Origin of the sequence: Halobacillus sp. H74 (assembly GCF_052246715.1) — a bacterium.
GTDB classification, from domain to species: domain Bacteria; phylum Bacillota; class Bacilli; order Bacillales; family Halobacillaceae; genus Halobacillus; species Halobacillus litoralis_A.
On sequence record NZ_JBQQCI010000002.1, the window covers coordinates 156,322 to 174,944 of the forward strand.

Here is an 18,623-nt window from a genome sequence, read left to right on the forward strand (position 1 = left end):
GTAACATGTAAAGCAAGGGTATTTCCATGATTAGATGCGTAGAGAAGGATAGAGGAGGAATCAATTTGAGTGTGAGCAATCAGGAAAAGATGCACTATTTACTGGAACAAATCCAGTTTCCACATGATCTGATTGAACCTCATTTTAAAGACAGCAGTATGCAGAAGCTGGTCGTTTATCGTGAGAAAAAAGTGTGGCACTTTCATTTTCATATGCCGAAACCATTACCCCCATCGGTCTATGAACTTTTTACGACTAAACTGAAAACAGCATTCAGAGCTATTGCAGAGGTTTCCTGGACGATTGAGACGGACCAGAAAGAAGTAGTAGATACAGAGGTAGTGGAGTATTGGCAGGGGTTTATAAAAACGTTGACAGATTTGACGCCCGGCTACAAAGATTTGTTATTAGAACAACGACCCGAAGTAAACGGAAACAAGATTATGTTAACTTGTAGGAACTTAGCTGAAAGTCATGCTGTTCAAAAGAAATTAGAAGAACCTTTTAAAGAATATTGTTCTTGTTCCGGCTTACCGCCATTCATGTTATCGACACGAGTGAAGGAAGAGCAGGAGGAAATCAAGAGGTTCCAGGAAGAACGTCAAAAAGAAGATAAAATCCTCGTTCAACAAGCAGTGAAGGAACAAGAAGAACGGGCGAAAGATAAAGATGATACAAAACCGAAAGGGCCATTGGAAATCGGGTATAAGATCCAGGATGAAATCGTCATGATGGAAACGATCCAGGAAGAAGAACGCAAAATCGCTGTCCAGGGGTATGTGTTTGATGCAGAAGTCAAGGAACTCCGGTCCGGCAGACATTTACTCTTATTGAAAGTAACTGATTACAGCGATTCCTTCTCGATAAAAATGTTTTCCCGTGGAGATGATCATGCCGATCTGTTCAAACATGTGAAGCAGGGGATGTGGGTCAAAGCACGTGGAGGAATCCAGACGGATAATTTTACAAATGAGCTTACGATGATGGCGAATGACATCAACGAAGTAAAACCTAAACTTCGCGGAGACGATGCACCTGATGGGGAAAAACGTATCGAACTCCATGCGCACACGACGATGAGTGCGATGGATGCACCGGTCTCTCCATCCCGGCTGATTCAAAAAACAGCCGATTGGGGGCATAAAGCCATTGCTATTACAGACCACGCTGTCGTCCAAGCTTATCCAGACGCCCATGCAGCCGGGGAAAAGAATGGGGTCAAAATCATATATGGTGTGGAAGCGAATCTTGTTGATGATGGTGTACCGATTGCGTATGAAGAGCAGGATCGTGACTTGGAAGAAGCTGTTTATGTCGTTTTCGACGTGGAAACGACAGGACTTTCAGCTGTTTATGACAAAATCATCGAACTGGCTGCCGTCAAAATCAAGGGTGGTGAAATTATTGACCGCTTTGAATCTTTTGCGAATCCTCACCAGCCCCTGTCTCAAACTACCATTGATCTAACAGGGATAACCGACGACATGGTCAAGGACGCTCCAGAAATTGAAGAAGTGCTAAAGGATTTCCATCAATGGAGTGCAGATGACATTCTTGTTGCGCACAACGCCAGTTTCGATATGGGCTTTTTAAACGCAGGATATCAGTCTATCGACTATGGGAAAGCGAAGAACCCTGTTATTGATACATTAGAACTTGCGCGCTTCTTAGTTCCTGAACTTAAAAACCATCGATTGAATACATTGTGTAAAAAGTTCGATATAGAATTGACACAGCACCATAGGGCGATCTATGATGCGGAAGCGACCGGCTATTTGCTTTGGAAGTTAGTGAAGAAAGCGATGGATCGAGAAATCATTAATCATAAGAATTTGAATGATTATATGGGAGAAGGAAAAGCGTATCAGCGTTCAAGGCCTTCTCACTGCACTTTACTTGCTACGAACAGTACTGGGTTGAAAAACATATACCGTCTGGTTTCAGAAGCCCATGTGAACTATTTTTATCGTGTCCCGAGAATTCCCAGGTCTTTGTTGACGAAATATCGTGAAGGTATTCTGGTCGGGTCCGGGTGTGATAAAGGAGAAGTATTTGAAACAATCATGCAGAAGTCGGAGGAAGAAGCAGAGAAGGTCGCTGATTTTTATGACTATATTGAAATCCAGCCTCCGGGTAACTATCAACACCTGGTAGAGAAAGATCTTGTCCAAACAGAAGCGCAAATATTAGATATATTGAAACGGCTTGTCCGCATGGCTGAGCGATTAGGCAAAACTGTCGCAGCTACTGGCAATACCCATTATGTGGAACCCCATGAAAAGCAGTACAGGCAAATATTGATTTCATCCCAAAATGGTAACCCGCTGAACCGCCAAACGCTGCCGGAGGTCCATTTCAAAACGACCAATGAAATGCTTGAGGAGTTATCCTTTCTAGGAGAGGAAAAAGCGAAAGAAGTAGTCGTTGCCAACACGCAGAAAATCGCTGCTCAGATCGGTGAGGTCTCGCCTGTAAAAGATGACCTTTATACACCGAACATCGAAGGTGCTGATCAGGAGATCCGCGAAATGTCTTATAACAAAGCAAGAAGCATTTATGGTGATGATATTCCTGAACTGATCGTGAAACGTTTGGAGAAAGAGCTTGATAGTATTATCGGGAATGGTTTTGCCGTCATTTACTTGATTTCCCAAAAGCTTGTGACCAAATCTTTGGAGGATGGATACCTTGTCGGGTCACGGGGTTCTGTAGGTTCCTCCTTCGTTGCTACGATGACAGATATTACAGAAGTCAATCCACTGCCGCCTCATTACGTATGTCCGTCTTGTCAGTTTAATGAGTTTTTCACTGACGGTTCTGTCGGAAGTGGTTTTGATTTAGAGGAGAAGGAATGTCCGAATTGCAGCACCCCATTGAAAAAGGATGGACAGGATATCCCGTTCGAAACATTCCTTGGTTTCAAAGGAGATAAAGTTCCTGATATCGATTTGAACTTCTCAGGAGAATACCAGCCACATGCCCACAACTATACCAAAGAACTTTTTGGAGAAGACAGTGTTTATCGGGCGGGAACGATCGGTACCATTGCTGAAAAAACCGCCTATGGGTATGTGAAAGGGTATGCCGGTGACCATCAGCTGCAATATAAAAACGCAGAAATCGACCGTCTGGTTCATGGTTGTACAGGTGTCAAACGAACAAGCGGGCAGCACCCCGGAGGCATCATAGTCGTGCCTGACGATATGGAAATCTATGATTTTTCCCCCATCCAGTTTCCTGCTGATGATACAAAGTCTGAATGGAAGACGACACACTTTGACTTCCATTCTATCCATGACAATTTGTTGAAATTGGATATTCTAGGGCACGATGATCCAACCGTGATCCGGATGCTCCAAGACCTCAGTGGCATTGACCAAAAAGAAATACCAGTTGATGACGCTGAAGTAATGAAAATATTCAGTGGACCAGAAGCCCTTGGAGTAAACGCTGATCAAATCATGTGTAAAACCGGTACCTTAGGAGTTCCGGAATTCGGAACAAGGTTCGTTCGGCAAATGCTTGAAGACACAAAACCGAAGACGTTTGCTGAACTAGTCATCATCTCAGGGCTGTCTCACGGCACAGACGTATGGCTGGGCAATGCTGAACAGCTGATAAATGATGGGATATGTACACTTCCGGAAGTAATCGGATGTCGTGATGATATCATGGTTTATTTGATGCACAAGGGTCTCGAGCCTTCCCTAGCCTTCAAAATCATGGAGTTTGTTCGTAAAGGCCGTGGCCTTCAGGATGAGTGGATCGAAGAAATGAAGAAACACGGGGTCCCGGACTGGTACATTGAATCTTGTAAGAAGATCAAATACATGTTCCCGAAAGCACACGCCGCTGCTTATGTATTAATGGCGGTGAGGATTGCATATTTCAAGGTACATTACCCTATATACTTTTATGCCGCCTACTTCACTGTTAGAGCGAGTGACTTTGAACTCGATACAATGGTGAAAGGATCTGCAGCCATCCGCAGTCGAATCGAAGAGATTCAAGCAAAAGGTTTGGATGCCACACCTAAAGAGAAAAGTCTGCTCACAGTCCTGGAAATCTCTCTGGAAATGTGCGAGAGAGGGTATGGATTCAAGAACGTCGATTTATATCGTTCGAGTGCTACAGACTTTCTGGTGGAAGATAATGAATTGATTCCTCCGTTCAATGCAGTAGATGGATTAGGAACGAATGCCGCAATCAACATTGTGAATGCCCGTCAGGAAGGGGAATTTCTCTCTAAGCAGGATTTGAGGGAACGCAGTCGCATTTCTAAAACCGTTCTTGAATACTTGGACAATTTCGGTTGTTTAGAAGGTATGCCTGACGAAAATCAACTTTCTCTATTTTGAGGTTATAAGGAAGCTTGAGCCTGGCGCATTTCTACTATGTTGCAAAAATCAAGCAACTATGGTATATTTTTTATGGTGAGAAGAGCGATACGGACGAAGAGAAGAGTGGGGCAACCCACTCTTCTCTTCATATTCCAGGCTATTGCTTGTGGAGAAACTTCGATGCATCAGGGGCTTGGATGCCCGCGAGATGAACCGCTATGATACCTGTCATAGCGGTTTCTCGTGACATTTGAAAAATAGAGAGTCCTGATACTTAAATGAAATGAGCGAATAAATCCCATACTAATATGACTACTATTTATCATTGTGATCGAAGGAGGGAAGGGCATGAGCAATCATGTTACATCCGTTACTGAACGGCTCGTTCATCCGATTCTGGATGAAATGAACTTGGAACTTGTTGATATTGAATATAAAAAAGAAGGACAAAATTGGTACCTTCGTGTCTTCATCGATAAAGAAGGTGGAGTAGACATTGAAGAATGCGGACAAGTTTCTGAGCAATTGAGTGAAAAGCTGGATGAAGAAGATCCGATTGAAATTCCTTACTTTTTGGAAGTCGCTTCACCAGGGGCTGAACGACCTTTGAAAACAGAAGCCGATTTCACAAAATTCGTCGGTGAGTATGTGTATATGAAGTTATACGAACCGATCGATGGTGAAAAAGAATTTGAAGGAACATTGAAATCTTTCGAAGATTCTACAGCCGTTGTGGAAATACGCATAAAAACAAGAAAGAAACAGCTTGAAATTCCGTTTCAGAAAATAGCCAAAGCTAATTTAGCTGTTACGTTCAATTAAGGGGGAGAAGACTTTTGAGTAGTGAACTATTTGATGCCATGAATTATTTAGAAAAGGAAAAAGGCATCGACAAGAATTTGTTGTTGGAAGCGCTGGAGGCAGCTCTAATATCTGCTTATAAGAAGAACTTTAATTCCGCAACGAATGTCCGAGTGGATATTAATGAAGAAGAAAGTGCTATGAAAGTGTTAGCAAGGAAAGAAATCGTTGAAGAAGTCATGGATCCTCAGCAAGAAATCTCACTTGAAGAAGCAAAAGAAATCGATCCGAATTATGAGATTGAAGATGTGATTGAAGTGGAAGTGACTCCGATGGACTTTGGACGCATTGCTGCTCAAGCTGCCAAGCAGGTTGTCACACAGCGAGTCCGTGAAGCGGAACGCGGCATTATTTATGGTGAGTATGTCGATCGTGAAGAAGATGTCATGACGGGGATCATCCAGCGTAAGGATCCTCGGTTTGTTTATGTGAACCTGGGCAAGATTGAAGCACGCCTGCCTGAAGGTGAACAAATGCCGACAGAGACTTATGAAGTACATGATCGTTTGAAGGTGTTCGTGACCAAGGTTGAAAACAGCAACAAAGGTCCACACATTTATGTTTCCAGAACTCATCCCGGCTTATTGAAACGCTTGTTCGAGATGGAGGTTCCTGAAATTTACGACGGTACCGTTGAAGTAATGTCTGTAGCGCGTGAAGCAGGTGACCGTTCTAAGATATCTGTTTATGCAGAAGATCAAGAAATCGATCCAGTCGGCTCTTGTGTCGGCCAAAGAGGTCAGCGGGTTCAAGCGATCGTCAATGAATTGAAGGGTGAAAAAATCGATATCGTCCAGTGGTCTGAAGACCCTGTAGCGTACGTTTCGAACGCATTAAGCCCATCCAAGGTCGTTGAAGTGCTCGTAGATGAAGAAGAAAAGGCGACGACAGTCATCGTTCCCGATTATCAGCTGTCCCTGGCTATTGGCAAGCGCGGTCAAAATGCACGTTTAGCTGCTAAGCTCACAGGATGGAAGATCGATATCAAGAGTGAAAGTGAAGCTCGTGAACAAGGAATGCTAACAGAGCAAAGTGAAACAGACGCAGATGCTGATCTTGATGAAGAAATGTTTGACGAAGAATAAGGAGGGGGGAGAATAATGACCCGTTCCAAAAAACCTTTAAGAAAATGTATAGTTACTCAGGAAATGGTCCCCAAGCAACAGCTTATCCGCGTTGTCCGCAATAAAGATGGAGAGATATTCGTGGATGAAACAGGTAAGAAGAATGGTCGGGGAGCCTATCTCTCCAAAGATATCCAAGTCATTGAACAAGCAGAAAAGCAGCAAGTGCTCAACCGTCATCTAAAAGCAAATGTCGATGCAAGTGTCTATGAAGAATTGAAAGCTAAAATAAAGGCGGACAAATCATGAGTGGCAGTTATCTGAATTTGATTGGATTGGCCCTAAGAGCCGGAAAATGTACGCTCGGGGAAGAGTCGATCATCAAAGACATTCAGAAGCGTAAAGCGAAACTGGTACTCATAGCTAATGACACTGGCAAACAAACAAAGAAAAAGCTGACAGATAAATGCAGCTTTTATGAAATACCCTGCTATGTGGTTGATGATCGAGATACATTATCACAAGCCATTGGAAAGGCAGGGAGAGTCGCGATCGCAGTTCTGGACCAAGGATTTGCGAAAAAGTTGCAATCGCTACTCGATGAATCTATTCGGGGGTGAAGATTATATGAGTAAAATGCGCGTATATGAATATGCCAAAAAAAATGAACTATCTAGCAAGCAGGTAATCCAAAAACTTCAAAATCTTAATATCGAAGTGACGAACCATATGTCTACGTTAGAAGACGATGAAGCGAAGAAATTGGATCAGGCTTTCGGAAAAGGGCAGAGACCTCAACAACCGAAACAGGAAAAAGGCAATGCTGCTAAACCTAAAGACAACAAAAAGCCGGCAAATAAGAACCAGAAAAATAACAAGAAAAAGCAAAAACCAGCACAACAGCAGCCACAAGTTCAGAAAAAGGCTAAGAATCAGACACCTGAGAAAATCACCTACTCTGGCAGCCTGACCGTTGGTGAGCTGGCTGAGAAATTAGGTAAAGATTCGTCTGATATTATTAAAAAACTCATGAATTTAGGAGTTATGGCTACGAAAAACCAGGATATGGATGCTGACTCCATCGAGTTAATTTGTGGAGAGTATGACGTTGAAGTAGAAGAAGAAGTCATTGTCGATGAAACAGACATCGAAAATATGACATTCGATGACGATCCTGCAGACTTGCAAGAGCGTCCGGCAGTCGTGACCATTATGGGACACGTCGACCATGGTAAAACAACGCTTCTTGACCAAATCCGGAACACGAAAGTGACAGAAGGTGAAGCAGGCGGGATTACCCAGCATATCGGTGCTTATCAAATTGAAGAAAATGAAAAGAAGATCACTTTCCTTGATACACCAGGTCACGCCGCATTCACGAGTATGCGTTCCCGAGGAGCGCAAGTGACAGATATCGCAATTCTGGTAGTTGCTGCTGATGACGGAGTCATGCCACAAACAAAAGAGGCGATCAGTCACGCAAAAGCTGCCGGAGTCCCGATTATCGTAGCTGTCAACAAGATGGATAAAGAAGGCGCTAACCCTGACCGCGTCATGCAAGAATTGATGGAATATGAATTGATCGCCGAAGATTTCGGTGGTGAAACGATATTTGTCAAAATGTCAGCCGTTAACGGTGAGGGTATCGAGAATCTCTTAGAAATGATTGTGCTTGTTTCTGAAATGGAAGAACTGAATGCCAATCCTGATCGTGCTGCCTATGGTACAGTCATCGAAGCTGAATTGGATAAAGGCCGCGGACCTGTAGCAACATTGCTTGTGCAAAACGGTACACTCAATGTCAGTGACTCCCTCGTTGTCGGGAATACATGGGGCCGTGTACGTGCGATGGTCAACGATATCGGACGTCGGGTGAAAGTTGCTGGACCGTCTACTCCTGTGGAAATTACGGGTCTTAACAATGTCCCGCAAGCAGGTGATCGCTTCTTAGTATTCGACGATGAGAAGAAAGCACGATCTGTCGGTGAAGCACGTGCTCAGAAACATTTAGAAGAAAATCGGAGTTCAACAGCGAGAGTCAGCTTGGATGACCTGTTCGATCAGATCAAACAAGGTGAGGTCAAGGATATTAACCTGATCGTCAAAGGTGACGTTCAAGGGTCTGTTGAAGCTTTGGCAGGATCTCTAGAAAAAATTGAAGTCGAAGGCGTCAAAGTCAAAATCATCCACACAGGTGTAGGTGCTATCACAGAATCTGATATCGCGCTGGCTTCTGCTTCCAATGCCATCGTTATCGGTTTTAACGTCCGTCCAGATGGGAATGCTAGAAAAGCGGCAGAGTCTGAGGATGTAGAAATCCGTCTGCACAACATCATTTATAAAGTGATGGAAGAAATTGAAGCGGCTATGAAAGGGATGCTGGATCCTGAATATGAAGAGAAGATTATCGGGCAAGTTGAAGTTCGTGAAATCTTCAAAGTATCTAAAATCGGTACAATCGCCGGTTCATATGTAACAGAAGGTAAAGTGAACCGTAACTCAGGAATCCGCATCATCCGTGATGGTGTCGTCATCTACGAAGGTGAAATTGACGCTCTGAAACGTTATAAAGATGATGCTAAAGAAGTGCAAAAAGGTTATGAGTGCGGGATTACAATTAAGAACTTCAACGATATTAAAGTCGGTGACATTATCGAACCATTTGAAATGCAGGAAATTGAACGCACATGATTGTAAGCGCAGAAGTGGATTGCATCATCTATGAAGCGCAATCGTTGAAAGAAAAACGTGCTGTTCTGAAGCGGATCAAAACAAGGCTCCAAAATGAATTCAACATCGCTGTCAGCGAACTGGATTTTCAAAATCTATGGCAGCGTACCCGCCTTGGGCTGGTTACGATCGCGAGTGATAAAGTGATCGCTGAGCAGACGATGCAGCAGGCTTTAGCTTTCATCGATTCTTTTCCAGAGATCGAACGCACAGAGACGAACCAGGAATGGCTATGATGTCTTGTTTAAGAAGAGGTGAATGAACATGAATGACTTACGAGCGAACCGCGTCGGGGAACAGATGAAAAAAGAGATGAGCGATATCATCAGTAAAAAAATCAAAGATCCCCGTGTTGGCTTCGTCACTGTTACTGAAGTGAAAGTAACAGGTGATTTGCAACAGGCGAAAGTATATATTTCCGTATTAGGAGATGAAAAACAAAAACATGATACACTTGTAGGCTTAGCAAAAGCTAAAGGGTTCATCCGCTCCGAAATCGGCCAGCGGATCCGTCTTAGGAAAACTCCTGAAATCATGTTTGAGTTTGACGAAGCGATTGAACAAGGAAATCGTATTGAAACTATTCTCCGTGACTTGAATGATACGGATAGTTGATAAAAATCCGTGCTGACTCAGCACGGATTTTATGTGTAAATTAATAATGTCAGAGGTGGAAAACATGGATGGAATTCTTCCATTATGGAAACCTGAAGGGTTTACGTCCCACGATTGCGTGAGCAAAGCAAGAGGGATGTTGAAGACGAAGAAAATCGGCCATACAGGGACACTTGATCCAGACGTTGAAGGAGTACTACCGCTATGTGTAGGAAAGGCAACAAAGATAGTACCTTTTCTTACGGACACGGATAAAGTCTACGAAGCTGTTGTGACTTTAGGATCTGCTACGGATACAGAAGACAGCAGTGGCCAGATCATTGAGTCGAAAGAAGTAACTGAAAATATTACGTACAATGAGATCGAAGACCACATTTCCTCTTTTCAAGGTGAGATTACTCAAACCCCGCCAATGTATTCAGCTGTAAGAGTGAATGGTAAGCGCTTGTATGAATATGCAAGAGAAGGAATTGAAGTGGATAGACCCTCTCGTCAAGTTCTGATCAAAGAAATCAGCATTCTTTCGAAGGATGAGGAGATTGTAGAGGGAGAAATGTCTTTTTCATTGCGCGTTGTGTGTTCTAAAGGGACATACATCCGTACACTTTGTGTAGATATAGGGAAGACATTCGGCTATCCTGCCCATATGTCTTCTCTTGTAAGGACAAAGACAGGCGGTATCACTCGGGATGAGTGTTACACATTGGCACAAATTCAGGAGAAGGCTGACGAACATAAGGGGAAAGAGTTACTTCTCCCTCTATCCCGTGGACTTTCGGATATGGTATCTTGGGAAGTAGATGAGGAATGGAAAGTGATGATCCAGCATGGACGTGTATTGACAAAACCTTCTCAAATAGACGCGGAAACGTTTGCTGTGGTGCACGATAAAGAGGTCATTGCGATATATCAGCAGCATCCCAGTAAACCTGGATATGTGAAACCCGTTCGAGTGTTTTAATTTAGTGTAAAGTAGGTGAGTGGCATGAAAACATTTCATCTATCTACCTCTTCTTCCGCAAATCTTCTTTCTGTAGAACCAAATGTGGTGGCCGTCGGTTTTTTTGATGGTGTCCATAAAGGGCATCAGCGCGTCATAGCTACAGCAAAAGAGAAAGCAGACGCTTCAGGGGTAAGGTCTGCTGTTATGACTTTTGACCCACATCCATTGGTCGTCCTGAAAAGAGAGCAGAGAGATGCCTATTATATAACACCACTTGAGGAGAAAGAAGAAATTCTCAAAGACATGGGACTCGATTATTTATTCGTTGTTACTTTTGATCGATCCCTGGCAGGATTATCTCCCCAGCAGTTCGTCGATGACTTTTTCATTCCTTTGAATGTAAGGAATGTTGTTGCAGGTTTTGATTTCACATATGGACATAAAGGTGAAGGTTCAATGAATACGCTTGCTCAACATTCCAGAGGCCGCTTCGCACAAACTGTGGTCGAGAAGGTTGCAGATGGAGAAGAGAAGGTGAGTTCGACACGAATACGTAAACTTTTAGATGTGGGGAAGGTGAACGAGGTCAATGATCTACTGGGCAGACCTTTTTTCGTAAAAGGAAAAAAAGGCAATAGTGACCTCGCAAGGAAGATAATCGAAGTTCATGTTGAAAACAGCTTCTATTTCCCCAATGAAGGTGTCTACACTGTTACTGTTCTGCTAAAAGGTATGATGCATTACGGAATGGCCTGGTTGAAGAGTAAAGTACCTCAAGGTCAGGAACAAACCTGCACCTTCAATGTGTATTTGCTTGATATGGATGCAGGTCATGGTGAGGAAGATGTTACTGTTCGCTTTCATAAGAAGATAAGAGATGAGTTTGAATCGAGCAGTTTTGATTATGTGGATGACCGACTGCAAAAAAATGAAAAGATTATCCGCAGTTTTTTCGGCTTGGAATAGAGGTTTTCCTTGCATTTTACCGAAAAAAAATGTACCCTTTAATATGGAACCTTCGCTTGGCGGATCGTAACTCCGACGTCCGCTCGGGGAATGGGAATTTTTAAATTTTTTAGGAGGTGTAGCTATAATGGCTATCACACAAGAACGTAAACAAGAACTTATCAATGAGTACAAAACTCATGACAACGACACAGGGTCTCCAGAGGTACAGATTGCTGTACTTACCGAGCAAATCACGACATTGAACGAACACCTGCGTGCACACAAGCAGGATCACCACTCTCGTCGCGGACTGCTTAAAATGGTAGGTAAGCGTCGTAACCTATTGAACTACCTTCGTAATAAGGACATTACACGTTACCGTGAGTTAATCAAGAGTCTTGGCTTGCGTCGTTAATGTATGGGAAAAAGCGGGAGTATTCCCGCTTTTTCTGTATGTTTACATACATAAGGGTGTAAACTGATCATAGACCCTTAAGTTGAATTAAGAGAGTTATCGAGAGGAGTTAAGTTCTTTATGGCAGAAGAAAAACAAGTCTATTCGATTGAAGTCGCTGGACGCACGTTTTCTGTTGAAATCGGCGAATTAGCGAAACAAGCGAATGGTGCAGCACTTATTCATTATGGAGATACGACAGTCCTGTCTACAGCAACGGGTTCAAAAGAACCTAAGGATCTGCCGTTCTTCCCATTAACCGTAAACTATGAAGAGCGTTTATACGCTGTTGGAAAAATCCCTGGTGGTTTCATAAAACGTGAGGGGCGCCCAAGTGATAAAGCGGTCTTGGCTTCCCGTTTGATTGACCGTCCGATTCGCCCATTATTCCCAGAGGGCTACCGTAATGATGTACAAGTCATCAGTTCGGTCATGAGTGTGGATCAGGACTGTTCATCTGAAATGGCAGCGATGTTAGGTTCTTCTATTTCATTAGGCATTTCCGATATTCCATTTGATGGACCGATTGCAGGGGTCATCGTTGGACGAGTTGACGGAGAGTTTGTCATCAACCCGACAATTGAACAGCAAGAAAAAAGTGACATAGATTTGACTGTCGCCGGTACAAAAGATGCCATCAACATGGTTGAAGCGGGTGCGAATGAAGTATCTGAAGCAGACATGCTGGAAGCGATCATGTTTGGACATGAGGAAATCAAACGTCTGGTAGCCTTCCAGGAGGAAATTGTTGCAGCAGTCGGAAGAGAAAAAATGGAAGTCAAATTATTCGATCTGGATGCTGAACTGAAAAGTAAAGTAGAAGCAGAAGCGACTGATGCTGTCGCTCAGGCTATTAAAACAGAAGAGAAAAAAGCACGTGAAGAAGCGATTGACCAGGTGAAAGCAGATGTGCTTGCCTCTTATGAAGAACAAGAAGCGGATGAAGAAACATTGAAACAAGTCGGTTCTATTTTAGAGAACATGGTGAAAACCGAAGTCCGCCTTTTGATTACAAAAGACAAAATTCGTCCTGATGGCCGTGGAGTCGATGAGATCCGCTCCTTAACCTCCCGTGTCGGCTTACTTCCAAGGACGCACGGTTCTGGATTATTCACTCGTGGCCAGACACAAGCGCTAAGTGTGTGTACTCTGGGTGCCCTTGGTGATGTTCAGATTCTGGATGGTCTTGACCTTGAAGAATCCAAGCGTTTCATGCACCACTATAACTTCCCGAAATTCTCAGTAGGGGAAACAGGACCGATACGTGGCCCTGGCCGTCGTGAAATCGGACATGGTGCTTTAGGTGAGCGTGCTTTGGAAGTCGTCATCCCATCTGAGAATCAATTCCCTTATACAATCCGCTTAGTATCGGAAGTGCTTGAATCGAATGGTTCGACTTCACAAGCAAGTATTTGTGCAAGTACATTAGCTATGATGGATGCTGGGGTTCCTATTAAAGCACCTGTCGCAGGAATCGCTATGGGGCTTGTTAAATCAGGAGATGATTATACAATCCTGACTGATATTCAAGGAATGGAAGATGCCCTTGGAGATATGGATTTCAAAGTAGCAGGGACTGAAAAAGGTGTTACAGCCTTACAAATGGACATTAAGATTGATGGTCTATCAAGAGATATTCTTGAAGAAGCGTTAGCTCAAGCGAAAAACGGCCGTATGGAAATTTTGGGTCATATGCTCGAAACTATTCCTCAAACTCGCCAAGAGCTATCTGCACATGCACCTAAGATCATGACAATGAAAATCAACCCTGATAAAATTCGCGATGTTATTGGACCAAGCGGAAAACAGATTAACCAAATCATCGATGATACAGGGGTCAAGATCGACATTGAACAAGACGGCACTGTTTTCATATCTTCCACTGATGCAAGTATGAACACTACAGCACAAAAAATCATTGAGGATATCGTGCGTGAAGTTGAAGTTGGAGAAGTTTACGACGGTAAAGTCAAACGAATCGAAAAATTCGGCGCGTTCGTTGAATTGTTCAAAGGAAAAGAAGGTCTTGTACACATTTCAGAAATGGCAGAAGAAAGAATCGGCAAAGTCGAAGACGTCGTTTCCATGGGCGATACGATCAAAGTGAAGGTAAAGGAAATCGATAATCAAGGTCGAATCAACCTTTCACACAAAGCCATTCTTCTGGATGAAAAGAAGAAGCAGGAATCGAATGCTGAATAATTGACGCTATTGAAAGAAAAGATACTGGCTTGCCAGTCTCTTTTTTTTTGGTTAGTCTAACCGGACAACTCGTGCATACACTTATTTTAGGGGTGGATGTCCATGAGTATAAGAGCGGTTGGGCTTTTTTTTATATGCATTTCTTTTCTGACTGGATTAGGACTTGCTTACTTTACAGTGAATGAAGCGGTGACAGTCAATAAAGACGATACTCTTTATCAGAAAATTAACGAAGAAAAAGAGAAGTATGAGTGGGAAGCAGAAGATGCAAAAATAGACCCGGTTTGGAAAAAAACTCCTGGCATTGTCGGGCGCGAAGTGGATGTAGAAGCTTCCTACAAGAAGATGAAAAAGCAGGGTGGATATGACCCTGATCGTTTCGTATATAAATTGATCAAGCCAGAGGTGTCTATGGGTGACCTGCCGCCCTCGCCTATATATAGGGGCCATCCAGCTAAAGAGATGGTTTCCTTCCTTATTAACGTCTCGTGGGGGGAAGAGTTCATTCCGGATATGGTTGAAATCTTTTCGGAACATCAGGTGAAAGCCACTTTCTTCATTGATGGTGAATTTGCAAAAGAGTACACACATCTTATCCAGATGATTGAAGAAGAAGGGCACATTATAGGAAGTCATGGGTATATGCATAAAGACATGGCCAAAATGTCTAAAGCGGATTCGAAAAACAACCTTGAACAAGCAGATGAACTCCTTTTTGCTCTGACGAAGGAAAAGGTTAAATACTTCGCTCCCCCGGCAGGAAGCTATAATGAGGGTACAGTAGAAGCTGCTCATGAGATGGGAATGGAAACAATCCTTTGGTCGGTTGATACGGTGGATTGGAAAAAGCCGACGAAAGACGTGCTGATCAGCCGGGTGATGAACCGCCTGCATAATGGGGCTACTGTGCTTATGCATCCGACGGAAGTGACAGTCGACAGTTTACCGGATTTAATCGAAAAAATAAAAAAGGAGGGCTATCACATAGCAGCCTTACCTAAATTGTTAAGTGAGGAAAGATGATGAGGGGTTGTGGGAAATGAGGATGAAGGCATTATCGAAAAAAGAAGTGATCGATGTGGAGAATGGTGAAAAACTCGGTGTACTAGGTAGAGCAGATCTCATAATTGATCCTGATTCCGGAATGATCAAGTCTTTAGTCATTCTGAACCAGGGATTGATCGGTTTCGGGGCAGCTAGAAAAGAATTGACGATCGATTGGCACCAAATCAAAACCATTGGCGATGAAACCATTCTCTTGAAAAAACAGTAAAACACAGCAGCAACTAGCGAGACTACTGTAGAACTGCAACTTTCTGTGTTATATATCAAAGAAGAAGCCGAGTAGGACGATTTTATCGTTCAACTCGGCTTCTTTATTTCGATGAGCCATTCGGTTTCTTTCTCCTCCGTGAGCTTTAGTATTCGTTTGATATTGACGGTAATATCGCCACCAGCCCCTGTATACCCAGAGTGATTTTCGTTTATAAATCAAAAAAATCACTCTTTCAGATGTGCCACTTTGATTCCGAGATGAGTGTTCGGTGGTGACGCCTGCGGGAACAGCGGAGCCGAAGATCCACCTTCTTGACCAAGTCAGCTGGGCCGTACCCGCGGCAAGCATCCACCGACAAGCGATTCGTGAGAAGCAACAACAACTCCAAAACCTCCTCTAGAGAGAAAAGGGTTTTTCAGTGACCTTGCAAATAGCTGCAGTGTTTTTTGTTGTCTAACCAAATCACTAACTTATGGTTCCGGCATAGGATACAAAGAGATAAGACACTAGAAAAAGGAGACATCCGGGATGCTAACAGGATATCATGTTGCGGTTATAGGGGGCGATGCCCGGCAGATCGAACTCATACGAAGGCTGAATGAATGGGACGCAACTGTTTATTTAGCAGGATTCGATCAACTGAACGAAAGCTTCAGAGAAGCGATCGACTTGGATTTTGATAGTCAACAAGTGGAGAAGTTGGATGCAGTTATTCTTCCGGTTCCGGGAACAGATGATGACGGAAAGATCGAGGGCATTTTTTCAAATCAGCTAATTCATCTACCGGAAGAGTGGTTGAAAAGAACACCAGATCATTGTCTGATCTTCACTGGTATAACAAATACACACCTGACGAAATTAGCAAATAAAGTCAACCGTCCTCTTATTCCTCTTATGGATCGGGATGATGTAGCTATTTACAATTCGATCCCGACGGTGGAAGGGACGTTGATGTTGGTCATTCAACATACAGACTTTACAATTCACGGTTCAAAAGTAATCGTCTTAGGTCTTGGTCGTCTCGGTATGAGTCTTGCAAGAACTTTCGATCACTTAGGGGCAGAAGTATTGGTTGGCGTACGTTCCTCAAAAAGTGCCGCGAGGGTATATGAAATGGGGCTGAAATCAATTGACATGAATGAAATCGACAAGGTGGATATGACGTGCGACATTTTATTGAATACCGTCCCGCACCTTGTCGTCAATGCCTCTGTGATAAAACAACTGCCCTCTCATGCATTGATTCTCGATCTTGCATCAAAGCCTGGAGGTACAGATTTTCGTTACGCAGATAATCGGGGAGTTAAAGCCTTGTTAGCCCCTGGACTTCCCGGAATCGTAGCGCCTAAGACAGCTGGAAGAATCATCGCTGATGTGGTCTCACGTTTGTTGAACCAAAATGTACGAAAGGAGAATGGTTAATGTCTAAGTTGAAAGGTAAAGTGATAGGTTTTGGACTTACGGGCTCCCACTGCACGTATCATGAAGTTTTCCCCATCATGCAAGAACTCGTGGATTTGGGGGCCACCGTCATTCCCGTTTTATCTTATACGGTTCAGAATACAGATACAAGGTTTGGAGATGCAGTCGATCATTTGAAAAAAATTGAGGAGATCACAGGAGAAAAACCGATTCTGACCATTCCTGACGCAGAACCACTTGGACCTAAGCGTCCACTCGATTGTATGGTCATCGCACCACTCACGGGAAATTCAACAAGTAAGTTCGCTAATGCATTGACGGATTCTCCTGTATTGATGGCAGCCAAAGCCACTCTGCGTAATGAGAATCCTGTTGTATTGGCTGTTTCTACAAATGATGCACTAGGACTGAACGGAGTAAATGTGATGCGTTTAATGGCTACAAAGAACATTTACTTTGTCCCGCTCGGGCAGGATCATCCTTTTAAAAAGCCGAATTCTCTCGTAGCGGACATGAAACTCATACCTGAAACGATCGAGGCAGCTTTAGAAGGGAAGCAGCGTCAGCCGGTCTTAATCGAAAGGTACCCAAATTAATTCCACTTTTCATACCAGGTCTTCTTGTAAATATGATAAAATAACAAAAATAGTGACATGTCTTACTATTCTTACAACTATCATACAGAAGAGGGGATACCAATATGAGTGAAAAAAAACGATATAATGTAGCTGTTGTCGGAGCCACTGGAGCAGTTGGCCAAAAAATGTTAGAAACATTAGAAAACAGGGATTTTCCTATTGAGCAACTGAAGCTTCTATCTTCCAGCCGTTCCGCAGGATTGAAAATGACGTATAAAGGAGACGAATACGTTCTGGAAGAAGCGACACCTGAAAGTTTTGATGGCGTGGATATCGCTTTGTTCTCAGCGGGAGGATCCATATCCAAAAAACTTGCTCCAGAAGCAGTAAAACGTGGAGCAGTGGTCATAGATAATACGAGTGCTTTCCGGATGGCAGAAGGTGTACCTTTAGTTGTGCCTGAAGTGAATGAAGAAGATATTGAACATCATCAGGGAATCATTGCCAACCCTAACTGCTCTACTATTCAAATGGTAGCTGCGCTTGAGCCTGTACGTAAGGCTTTAGGAATGAAACGCGTAATCGTATCAACGTATCAAGCAGTCTCCGGAGCAGGTAATGAAGCGGCTGATGAATTACGTGATCAGTCCCAATCCTTTTTGAACGGAGAGGATCTTGAAGCTAACATCTTACCTGTCAAAGGGGATGAAAAACACTACCCTATCGCATTCAATGCATTGCCGCAAATTGATGTTTTCCAAGAGAATGGTTATACATTTGAAGAAATGAAAATGATTAATGAAACGAAAAAAATCATGCACTCACCAGATCTTCCTGTAGCAGCGACATGCGTCCGTCTTCCATTCTTCACTTCTCATGCAGAAAGTGTATATGTGGAAGTAGAAAAAGAAGGGGTTACAGTTGAGGAAATCAAGGAATTGATGAACAATGCGCCAGGGATTGTACTAGAGGATGATCCATCTACTCAAACTTACCCGACTCCTTTGAGTGCTGCAGAGAAGAAAGATGTCTTTGTAGGGCGGATTCGGAAAGATTTAGATGAGGATAAAGGATTTCACCTTTGGGTCGTTTCTGATAACTTGTTGAAAGGTGCTGCGTGGAACTCGGTTCAAATAGCAGAACGGTTGATCGCCAATAAGTGGCTGTAAACTTCTTTGAGTTGAGGTGGC

Annotated in this window: 18 protein-coding genes; all 18 read left to right on the top strand. The window is 43.3% G+C overall.

Annotation, left to right across the window (positions count from 1 at the left end):
- Positions 1-65: 65 nt before the first annotated feature.
- On the top strand, positions 66-4,358 hold the full coding sequence (locus ACTWPX_RS04025; protein WP_443118609.1) for a PolC-type DNA polymerase III: 4,293 nt from the start codon (positions 66-68) through the stop codon (positions 4,356-4,358).
- Positions 4,359-4,688: 330 nt separating this feature from the next.
- On the top strand, positions 4,689-5,162 hold the full coding sequence (gene rimP, locus ACTWPX_RS04030; protein WP_443118610.1) for a ribosome maturation factor RimP: 474 nt from the start codon (positions 4,689-4,691) through the stop codon (positions 5,160-5,162).
- A gap of 14 nt (positions 5,163-5,176) precedes the next feature.
- Positions 5,177-6,286: a transcription termination factor NusA gene (gene nusA / locus ACTWPX_RS04035; RefSeq protein WP_443118611.1), complete on the top strand. Its 1,110-nt coding sequence runs from the start codon at positions 5,177-5,179 to the stop codon at positions 6,284-6,286.
- A 15-nt stretch (positions 6,287-6,301) separates the two neighbouring features.
- Positions 6,302-6,574, top strand: coding sequence for an RNase P modulator RnpM (rnpM, locus tag ACTWPX_RS04040; protein WP_281975554.1), 273 nt, complete (start codon positions 6,302-6,304; stop codon positions 6,572-6,574).
- On the top strand, positions 6,571-6,885 hold the full coding sequence (locus ACTWPX_RS04045) for a YlxQ family RNA-binding protein (RefSeq protein ID WP_128522724.1): 315 nt from the start codon (positions 6,571-6,573) through the stop codon (positions 6,883-6,885). The genes rnpM and ACTWPX_RS04045 overlap by 4 nt, the downstream gene beginning before the upstream one ends.
- A 7-nt stretch (positions 6,886-6,892) precedes the next feature.
- Positions 6,893-8,956, top strand: a complete 2,064-nt coding sequence (infB, locus tag ACTWPX_RS04050) for a translation initiation factor IF-2 (protein WP_443118612.1) — start codon at positions 6,893-6,895, stop codon at positions 8,954-8,956.
- Positions 8,953-9,231 carry a DUF503 domain-containing protein gene (locus ACTWPX_RS04055; RefSeq protein ID WP_128522722.1) on the top strand — a complete coding sequence of 93 codons (279 nt, stop codon included), beginning with the start codon at positions 8,953-8,955 and terminating at the stop codon, positions 9,229-9,231. The genes infB and ACTWPX_RS04055 overlap by 4 nt, the downstream gene beginning before the upstream one ends.
- A 28-nt stretch (positions 9,232-9,259) precedes the next feature.
- Positions 9,260-9,610 carry a 30S ribosome-binding factor RbfA gene (gene rbfA, locus ACTWPX_RS04060; protein ID WP_128522721.1) on the top strand — a complete coding sequence of 117 codons (351 nt, stop codon included), beginning with the start codon at positions 9,260-9,262 and terminating at the stop codon, positions 9,608-9,610.
- Positions 9,611-9,674: 64 nt separating this feature from the next.
- A complete protein-coding gene (gene truB, locus ACTWPX_RS04065) occupies positions 9,675-10,571 on the top strand; it encodes a tRNA pseudouridine(55) synthase TruB (protein WP_443118613.1) in 897 nt (298 codons plus the stop codon).
- Positions 10,572-10,595: 24 nt separating this feature from the next.
- Positions 10,596-11,519 carry a riboflavin biosynthesis protein RibF gene (gene ribF, locus ACTWPX_RS04070; protein WP_443118614.1) on the top strand — a complete coding sequence of 308 codons (924 nt, stop codon included), beginning with the start codon at positions 10,596-10,598 and terminating at the stop codon, positions 11,517-11,519.
- A 127-nt stretch (positions 11,520-11,646) separates the two neighbouring features.
- A complete protein-coding gene (rpsO, locus tag ACTWPX_RS04075) occupies positions 11,647-11,916 on the top strand; it encodes a 30S ribosomal protein S15 (protein ID WP_128522718.1) in 270 nt (89 codons plus the stop codon).
- Positions 11,917-12,036: 120 nt separating this feature from the next.
- Positions 12,037-14,157 carry a polyribonucleotide nucleotidyltransferase gene (gene pnp, locus ACTWPX_RS04080; RefSeq protein ID WP_443118615.1) on the top strand — a complete coding sequence of 707 codons (2,121 nt, stop codon included), beginning with the start codon at positions 12,037-12,039 and terminating at the stop codon, positions 14,155-14,157.
- Between the two features lie 102 nt (positions 14,158-14,259).
- Positions 14,260-15,180, top strand: a complete 921-nt coding sequence (locus tag ACTWPX_RS04085) for a polysaccharide deacetylase family protein (protein ID WP_443118616.1) — start codon at positions 14,260-14,262, stop codon at positions 15,178-15,180.
- Between the two features lie 16 nt (positions 15,181-15,196).
- Positions 15,197-15,430 (top strand): YlmC/YmxH family sporulation protein, encoded by a 234-nt coding sequence (locus ACTWPX_RS04090; RefSeq protein WP_128522715.1) that lies wholly within the window; start codon positions 15,197-15,199, stop codon positions 15,428-15,430.
- Between the two features lie 271 nt (positions 15,431-15,701).
- Positions 15,702-15,833, top strand: a complete 132-nt coding sequence (locus tag ACTWPX_RS04095; protein ID WP_443118617.1) for a hypothetical protein — start codon at positions 15,702-15,704, stop codon at positions 15,831-15,833.
- 128 nt (positions 15,834-15,961) lie between these two features.
- Positions 15,962-16,855, top strand: a complete 894-nt coding sequence (gene dpaA, locus ACTWPX_RS04100) for a dipicolinic acid synthetase subunit A (protein ID WP_443118618.1) — start codon at positions 15,962-15,964, stop codon at positions 16,853-16,855.
- The gene (locus ACTWPX_RS04105; protein WP_128522713.1) at positions 16,855-17,451 is read left to right on the top strand and encodes a dipicolinate synthase subunit B; all 597 of its coding nucleotides are present in this window, start codon (positions 16,855-16,857) and stop codon (positions 17,449-17,451) included. Before dpaA ends, ACTWPX_RS04105 begins: the two co-directional genes overlap by 1 nt.
- A 104-nt stretch (positions 17,452-17,555) precedes the next feature.
- Positions 17,556-18,602: an aspartate-semialdehyde dehydrogenase gene (asd, locus tag ACTWPX_RS04110; protein WP_443118619.1), complete on the top strand. Its 1,047-nt coding sequence runs from the start codon at positions 17,556-17,558 to the stop codon at positions 18,600-18,602.
- Positions 18,603-18,623: the final 21 nt, after the last annotated feature.

Excerpts from the sequence above, each read along its gene's own strand:
- rimP (WP_443118610.1), top strand. The coding sequence starts at position 4,689 with ATGAGCAATCATGTTACATCCGTTACTGAACGGCTCGTTCATCCGATT.
- rnpM (WP_281975554.1), top strand. The coding sequence starts at position 6,302 with ATGACCCGTTCCAAAAAACCTTTAAGAAAATGTATAGTTACTCAGGAA.
- ACTWPX_RS04045 (WP_128522724.1), top strand. The coding sequence starts at position 6,571 with ATGAGTGGCAGTTATCTGAATTTGATTGGATTGGCCCTAAGAGCCGGA.
- infB (WP_443118612.1), top strand. The coding sequence starts at position 6,893 with ATGAGTAAAATGCGCGTATATGAATATGCCAAAAAAAATGAACTATCT.
- ACTWPX_RS04055 (WP_128522722.1), top strand. The coding sequence starts at position 8,953 with ATGATTGTAAGCGCAGAAGTGGATTGCATCATCTATGAAGCGCAATCG.
- rbfA (WP_128522721.1), top strand. The coding sequence starts at position 9,260 with ATGAATGACTTACGAGCGAACCGCGTCGGGGAACAGATGAAAAAAGAG.
- truB (WP_443118613.1), top strand. The coding sequence starts at position 9,675 with ATGGATGGAATTCTTCCATTATGGAAACCTGAAGGGTTTACGTCCCAC.
- ribF (WP_443118614.1), top strand. The coding sequence starts at position 10,596 with ATGAAAACATTTCATCTATCTACCTCTTCTTCCGCAAATCTTCTTTCT.
- rpsO (WP_128522718.1), top strand. The coding sequence starts at position 11,647 with ATGGCTATCACACAAGAACGTAAACAAGAACTTATCAATGAGTACAAA.
- pnp (WP_443118615.1), top strand. The coding sequence starts at position 12,037 with ATGGCAGAAGAAAAACAAGTCTATTCGATTGAAGTCGCTGGACGCACG.
- ACTWPX_RS04085 (WP_443118616.1), top strand. The coding sequence starts at position 14,260 with ATGAGTATAAGAGCGGTTGGGCTTTTTTTTATATGCATTTCTTTTCTG.
- ACTWPX_RS04090 (WP_128522715.1), top strand. The coding sequence starts at position 15,197 with ATGAGGATGAAGGCATTATCGAAAAAAGAAGTGATCGATGTGGAGAAT.
- dpaA (WP_443118618.1), top strand. The coding sequence starts at position 15,962 with ATGCTAACAGGATATCATGTTGCGGTTATAGGGGGCGATGCCCGGCAG.
- ACTWPX_RS04105 (WP_128522713.1), top strand. The coding sequence starts at position 16,855 with ATGTCTAAGTTGAAAGGTAAAGTGATAGGTTTTGGACTTACGGGCTCC.
- asd (WP_443118619.1), top strand. The coding sequence starts at position 17,556 with ATGAGTGAAAAAAAACGATATAATGTAGCTGTTGTCGGAGCCACTGGA.